Origin of the sequence: Pseudofrankia coriaricola, from assembly GCF_001854805.1 — a bacterium.
Lineage (GTDB): Bacteria > Actinomycetota > Actinomycetes > Frankiales > Frankiaceae > Pseudofrankia.
The window spans coordinates 1-6,699 of sequence record NZ_MBLO01000144.1; the positions used below are offsets into that span (position 1 = coordinate 1).

The following is a 6,699-nucleotide window of genomic DNA, read 5'->3' on the forward strand; positions in this document are numbered from 1 at the left end:
CTCGGCTACGAAGGGATAGGAAGCCCGGCCGGGCCGCTCGCGATCGCGTACAAGAAGCCCAAGGGCGCCACCCTCACCGACGAACAGAAGGCACACAACCGGATCCACAACGCGCTACGCGCCGTCGGCGAACGCGCGAACGCCCTGCTCAAGGTCACCTCCCAGACCCCACCGACGACCGGTATCGCCCCGTTCATGGCACTGATCGGCCAGATCATGACCCAGCCCCGCTACCGGGACGCCAGGCGAGTGTTCGTGATCGTGGACAACGGCTCGGACCACCGCGGCCAGGCCTCCATCGACCGCCTCCGTGAGGCCCACCCGACCTGCATACTGATCCACACGCCGAAGCACGCCTCCTGGTTGAACCAGGTCGAGATCTTCTTCTCCTTCGTCCAGCGGAAGGTCGTCGCGCCCTGCGACTTCGCCAGCCTCGACGAACTCGCCGACACCCTGACCGCGTTCGTCGCCCGCTACAACACCACCGCCACACCGTTCCGCTGGAAGTACACCGCGGCCGACCTCGAACGGCAGCTCGCCCGGATCCCACAGCCGGCCGCAGCCAGCGACTCACTCCTTACCGAGGCGCCTGACCACCCCCGAAGGACTTCCAGCCCGAACCACTTAGGCAGCGGATGACAGCGGGGCGGCTGGCCAGGGCGGGCCGCGGGGAGCTGGCGGTGCCGCTGCCGGCGGGATATGTGCGCCGTCCCTCGGGCGAGGTCGCCCTTGATCCGGACGAGCAGGTCCAGGCCGTGGTGCGGCTGGTGTTCGAGCTGTTCGAGCGGCTGGGCACCGTGCACGCGATGTTGCGGTTCCTGGTCGAGCATCGGGTGCAGATCGGGATGCGGGAGCGGTCGGGGCCGGGCAAGGGTGAGGTGGTCTGGCGTCCGCCTCACCAGCAGGGCCTGGTCAACATGTTGCGTAATCCGGCGTATGCGGGGATCTACGCCTACGGTCGCAGCCGCACCGAACCGTCCCGGCGGCGACCCGGTCGCGAGCACTCCGGACGGGTCCGCGGCCTGCAGGCCGGGCAGTGGCAGGTGCGTATCGAAGGGGCGCTGCCCGCTTATATCAGCGTCGAGCAGTACGAGCGGAATCTCGCCCGGATGGCCGCCAACCGGGCGCGGGCCGACAGCCTGGGGGCGGCGCGGGACGGTCCTGCGTTGCTGGCCGGGCTGGTGGTCTGCGGGCGCTGCGGCCAGCGGATGCAGGTCGCCTACGAGGCCGGAGCCGACGGACCGGTCCACCGCTACTGCTGTCAGCGACGCCACCACACCTACGGCGAACCGCGCTGCCAGCAGATGGCCGGGCGCTGCGTGGACGGCCATGTCGTCTCCCAGGTGCTGGACGCGCTGGCACCAGCGGCGCTGGAGGTGTCGCTGCGCGCGGCCGAGCAGATCGAGGCGCACCGAGTACAGGTGGACCGGATCTGGCGGCAGCGCCGGGAGCGCGCCGAGTACGCCGCCGAACGCGCTCGCCGCCAGTACCAGCTGGCCGAACCCGAAAACCGCCTGGTGGTCAGGCAGCTCGAGCGCGAGTGGGAGCAGGCGCTGGCCGCCCGGGCGCAGCTCGCCGAGGACCACGCGCGGTTCGCCCGCCAGCACCCCACCCGCCTGTCCGCCGCCGAACAGGCCGCGATCCGCGCCCTGGCCGCCGACATCCCGGCGCTGTGGTCGGCCCCGACGACCACCACGGCCGACCGCAAGAGACTGATCCGCGCCGTGGTCGACCAGGTCACGGTCACCGCCGCGGGCACCAGCGAGCAGGTGCACGCCACCATCACCTGGGCTGGCGGCCACCAGACCCACGCCGACCTGGTCCGCCCGGTGGCCCGGATCGACCAGCTGTCCTACCACCCCGCGCTGCTCACCCGGCTCGGACAGCTGGTCGCGGCCGGCCTGGACAACGCCGCGGTCGCCGACCAGCTCGCCGCCGACGGGTTCCGCACGCCCCATCTGCGCGAGCGTTTCCACGTCGGCGAGATCCAGCACCTGGTCCGCCGCCTGGGCCTGCGCCCCGGCCTGGACCACGACCGCCGCACCGACCAGGGCAGTCTCGGCCCCGACCAATGGTGGCTGACCGCCCTCGCTCGCCAGGTCGGGATGCCAGCGGCGACCTTGTACACCTGGGTACGGCGCGGCTGGGCTACCGGACAGCAAGACAGCCGACCGCCCTACCGCTGGATCATCACCGCCGACCAGGGCGAGGTCGAACGCCTGCGCGCCCTGCACCAGCTCCCAGCCGGCTACCACAACCGCCGCCGCTGGACCGACAACCCAGCCGACCAGCAGCACCAGCAGCACCAGCAGCACCAGCAGCACCAGCAAGGAGACCAGACATCATGACTGGATACGCACCTCGTAGTTCGGCAAACCTATCTCCACCGGGTTGAGTTCGGGGGCGTAGGTCGGCAGCCAGACGACGTCGACCCAGTCGGCGTGGGTGTCGAGGAAGGTGGTCATCGCGGTCTGGCGGTGGATGTTGAGCCGGTCCCAGACCAGGACGAGCCGGCCGCCGGGAAGCTGGTGGTGCGCGGCGACCAGCAGGTCGCGGCAGTCGGTCCAGTCGAGGCCCTTGCGTTCGCCGTGGCGGCGGTCGCCGAGGCGGGTCCGGTAGAGCAGACGGGCGCGCTGCCCGGGCCGGTAGCAGACCATGCCGGTCACGCTGACCCGCCCGCCGCCCCGGGCGGCGGGCACCCGGATGACCGGTCTGGCCCCACGGCGAGCCCAGGTACGAGCGCGGGGCGGCCTCAGGCCCTGGCCGGTCTCGTCGAGGAAACAGACCCAGGCCCGACGGGCCGCCGCCGTGGTTTTACCGCCGACCACGGCTCCTTCCTCCACGCCTCGATAGCCTCGTCATCGCGTTCGCTGGCCTGCCGGGCGGGCAGCTGGCACGACCAGCCCTGCCGCTCCAGCAGGTACCACACCCCGGCCTCGGTGTAGTCCACCCCGAACTCCACCGCGATCACCCGCCGGATCCGAGCCAGCGTCCACCGCTGGTCGTCCCAGCCACACGTCCCCGGGCCCCGACGCAGCAACGCCTCCAACCGGGCCAACTGCCGGTCATCCAGCCGGCACGCCGACAACGGCCCCCGCGACCGCAGCGCACCGACACCGCCGTCCTCCCAGGCCCGATGCCAACGGCTCACCGTCTTCGGCGTCACATGGAACTCCCGCGCCACCTCCGCCTGGCTCACTCCCCGGGCAAACCAGTCAACGGCAGCCAACCGGACCCGCTCACGTCGAATCTGCTCGGCGGGCGTCAGCCCGCCACCCGTCGCATACCTCACCCCCGCGAGCTACCCACCCCACCGGCATCATCACAAAACCCCGTGACCTCACGAATTAACTAGGGGGTAGCAACCTGGTTCCGCCCGGGCCGGGGAAGAAAGTGTCAATTCCGAGTGTCGGATCGACTCGGTCGAACGGCAGCCGTCGGCTCAGCCGGCGTCTCCCAGACGATCGAATAGCTGGAGCCGGGAGTGTGCTTGAAGTCGTGGGCTCGTGGCGTGGGCCCGTCGTCGACCACGACGCTCTTGCCGGTTGGATCAGTCCCGATGAGTACCCGTCGGACGGTCATGCCGAAAGTTCCTCCTCCTGCACGCTGGCAGATCGATCTGTCGCTGACGGTCGCTCCCGAACGAGGTTTCGCATGATCCCGACTAACGGGATCCCGGTTTCGAGGACCATTCCTGGGGACAGGAACAGCGGCGGTGTTCGGCGGGAGCCGACACCACCTGGGGTACCGGTAAGGATGAGGTCTCCGGGCACGAGCACGACTCGGCGCGAGATCCAAGAAACCAATTCAGGTACGCTTCTGATCAACTGCGCCGTCGTAGCTCGCTGAACCTCCATCCCGTCAACGCGGGAAAACAATTCGATACGGTCCGGATCACCGAAATCGTCGACCGTCGAAAGATATGGCCCGATCGGCGTGAAGGTTTTGTACGACTTGGCGAAACTGAACTGGCGTAGTGGCTCGCGGTTCTGTTCAGCACGATCCGAGATGTCCTGGCCTACGGTCACGCCAGCAACAGCGGACCACACGGCATCTGTCTTGGCGTCCCCGAGGCGAGCGCCGATCACGACGACCACCTCCGCCTCGTAGTCGACGCGCGTCCAGTCCGCGGCGACCTCGATGGGGTCGTACGGGCCGCAGACGGAGCTGGTGAGCTTCGAAAAGACCACAGGTTCTTCGGACTGCTGCCGCCCGGTCTCCTCGATGTGATCGTGATAGTTCAGTGCAACAGCGATGATGTTTCCGGGGCGAGGGACCGGTGGTCCCAGGTGCGCGACGTCGAACTCTCGGAAGTCACCTGGGCTTGCGGCGGCAAGCAACGATTCGAGCCGCGGGTGCTGGGCGAGGCGCGTATACATCATCGGGTCTGGCGCGATTTCACCACGGCTTGCACGTTCGATATCGAGCGCACGCCCATCGTGAATGATGCACGCTCGGCCCGAGATGTTGGCGAATTTCATATGGAATCCTCAATTGCTCGCTGCAGCGGCTACGGATGGCGGCCGACAAGGCGACCGCGTCCGGCAGCGCCGGCCCGCTGGAACAGCGGGTTCACCCAAGCTTGGGAACGGCAGGCCTCAGGCCGTTCACGATAACAGCCACGAAGTGGACTGCAATGACCGTGCCCAGGGTGTTGAACGTCACGGCTGGATACACGTCGAGCCGAGGAAGACCACCGTCAACGCGACAAGCGTCAAGCCTTGACCGGTCTGTTCACACTCCCATCTTGCAGGGCGATCATCCATCAGACCAGCCGCCCCGCCATGCAACCCGGTGATGGCGAGCGACCCTAGATGGATCCTCGTCTACTCCAACTCATGTGAGCTCCGACTGTGGCCTCCCCGGGCCGCCCCCGGTGACTGACGCAACCATGACCCAGTCAGATTCGATTGTCAAGACTAGATTCGAGTCACGGGGCCTGTCGCCGAACTTGCTGGCGGCCCGGGTTCCGCAGTTCGTGGACACACGATGAAGATCGGTAAGGCAAAGGCGCAGGTCATGGGGTTGCCAAGCAAGGAAATCGGCCTCGCGGACGCCAAAGTGTGGTAAGATTAAGTCCCCTTTTGCGGTTGCTCTGCCTGGGGTTACGTGGTGTGGTGTGGGCATGTAGTTGCGGTACACGCAGCGGCGGAACGCCGACGGCAGCCTCGTGCGCTAGGTCGCGCTCGCGCACAACCACCGGGTCGACGGGGCGGTCAAGCGCAGGTGTTGATGAACCTGGGGCGGGTCGAGACGGTCGACGTGGACGGGCTGCGGCGGCTGGCCGCCTCGATCCGGGCGCACTTCGGCGACGGCCAGGACGAATCCGCGGGCGCCGGGGAGACAGGGCTGGCCGCCGGCGCGGGGCCGATGGAGGTCGTCGACGCCCGGCCGATCGGCGGGACATGGCTGCTCGACGGGCTGTGGCGCGAGCTCGGCGTCGCCACCGCGATCGAGAAGGCGGTCGCCGACCGGCGGTTCACCACGGCGGTGGAGCGGGTGCTGTTCGGCCTGGTCGCGAACTGGGCGCTGGCGCCGATCTCGACGCGCACCCGCGCCGCGGCCGACTACCTGCGCGCCCTGCTCGTCGCCCACCAGCTGCTCCCCGCCCGCGACGACGCGCTCGCACGCGCCGAGCAGCGACTCACCGCCCGACTCGCCACCGTCGACCCGCCGCAACACCGCCGGATCCTGACCGCCTACGCCACCTGGCGGGTACTGCGCCGGCTGCGTCGACGCGCCGAGCATCGCCGCGGCCCGCGCACCTGGACCCGCCACGCCGAGACCCGGGTGCACGTCGCGATCCGCTTCCTCGGCTGGCTGCACGACCGCGGCACGACGCTGACCGATCTCGACCAGGTGTCACGCGTCGTTCTTGGTGGGCGCGGCGAGGCGGGTCGGCGTCGTCGTGGGTGGGCATGTGCCAGCTGTGATCTTGTGGTGGGTTTCTTGTTGGTGCGCGACGACAGGGTGAGCACGTCGGAAATGGCGACGGCCCTCCCCTGATCACCTTGGCCGGTTCGGGGAGGGCCGTGCGAGGCGCGTGGAGGCGCCGGTGTTCACCGTAGACGTGGATGTGGTTGAGGTCGAACGGCGGTTGGCGGTGGGTGAGCTGGCCTGTCCGGGGTGCGGGAGCGGTCTGGCGGGTTGGGGGTGGGCGCGGGTGCGCCGGGTTCGGGGGTCGAGGGGGAGGTCCGGCCGCGGCGGGGGCGGTGTTCGGGCTGTCTGGCGACGCATGTGCTGCTGCCGGTGACGTGCCTGGCGCGGCGGGCGGACGCGGTGGCGGTGATCGGTGAGGCGGTCGGGCTCGCGGCCGGTGGGCTGGGGGCGCGCCGGGTCGCGGTGGCGGTGGGCCGGGCGCCTGCGACGGTGCGGGGCTGGCTTGGGCGGCTGGCAGGGCGGGCGGTGCGGCTGCGGGCGGCGTTGGCGGTGCGGCTGCGGGCGGTGGCCGTCGACCCCCGGGTTCCGGAGGTCGACGGCGGGTTGCTCGCGGGTCTGGTGGCGCTGGTCGTCGCGGTGCGCGACGCGGCGGCGGGCCGCTGGGCGCTGCCCACGTTGTCGGCGTGGGAGTTGGTGTCGTTCGTGACGGCCGGTGGTCTGCTGTTGCCCGCGTTCCTCCCCGAGGCGATCAACACGAGTCCGCGTCTGGCCGGCTGAGGTCTTCTCCTCGACGGTGTCGATGTTGTGTCGGCACTGTTC

General features: G+C 69.6%; 7 protein-coding genes. 4 read left to right on the forward strand and 3 right to left on the reverse strand.

The genetic code is table 11. The annotated features are described in order from the left end of the window. Both BCD48_RS19885 and BCD48_RS19890 read left to right on the forward strand, forming a co-directional pair. Window positions 1-639, forward strand: a 639-nt coding sequence (locus tag BCD48_RS19885; protein ID WP_241841868.1) for a transposase, incomplete at its 5' end; no start/stop codon positions are given. Next, window positions 636-2,348: a recombinase family protein gene (locus BCD48_RS19890; RefSeq protein ID WP_241841869.1), complete on the forward strand. Its 1,713-nt coding sequence runs from the start codon at window positions 636-638 to the stop codon at window positions 2,346-2,348. The genes BCD48_RS19885 and BCD48_RS19890, both read left to right, overlap by 4 nt. Here BCD48_RS19890 and BCD48_RS46820 read toward each other — a convergent pair. The 3 genes from BCD48_RS46820 to BCD48_RS19905 all read right to left on the reverse strand — a co-directional run bounded on the left by BCD48_RS46820 (window position 2,343) and on the right by BCD48_RS19905 (window position 4,481). Then, window positions 2,343-2,843, reverse strand: a complete 501-nt coding sequence (locus tag BCD48_RS46820; protein ID WP_349308035.1) for a transposase — start codon at window positions 2,841-2,843, stop codon at window positions 2,343-2,345. The two genes, BCD48_RS19890 and BCD48_RS46820, sit on opposite strands and share 6 nt — an antisense overlap. Then, window positions 2,753-3,292 (reverse strand): winged helix-turn-helix domain-containing protein, encoded by a 540-nt coding sequence (locus tag BCD48_RS19900; RefSeq protein ID WP_071049936.1) that lies wholly within the window; start codon window positions 3,290-3,292, stop codon window positions 2,753-2,755. The genes BCD48_RS46820 and BCD48_RS19900 overlap by 91 nt, the downstream gene beginning before the upstream one ends. Window positions 3,293-3,578: 286 nt before the next feature. Then, entirely contained in the window at window positions 3,579-4,481 is a 903-nt protein-coding gene (locus BCD48_RS19905; RefSeq protein WP_071049937.1) for a fumarylacetoacetate hydrolase family protein, read from the reverse strand. Window positions 4,482-5,232: 751 nt separating this feature from the next. Here BCD48_RS19905 and BCD48_RS19910 point away from each other — a divergent pair. Next, window positions 5,233-6,006: a hypothetical protein gene (locus BCD48_RS19910; RefSeq protein ID WP_071049938.1), complete on the forward strand. Its 774-nt coding sequence runs from the start codon at window positions 5,233-5,235 to the stop codon at window positions 6,004-6,006. 231 nt (window positions 6,007-6,237) lie between these two features. After that, complete coding sequence (locus tag BCD48_RS19915) at window positions 6,238-6,657, forward strand: hypothetical protein (protein ID WP_083418919.1); 420 nt, start codon at window positions 6,238-6,240, stop codon at window positions 6,655-6,657. Window positions 6,658-6,699: the final 42 nt, after the last annotated feature.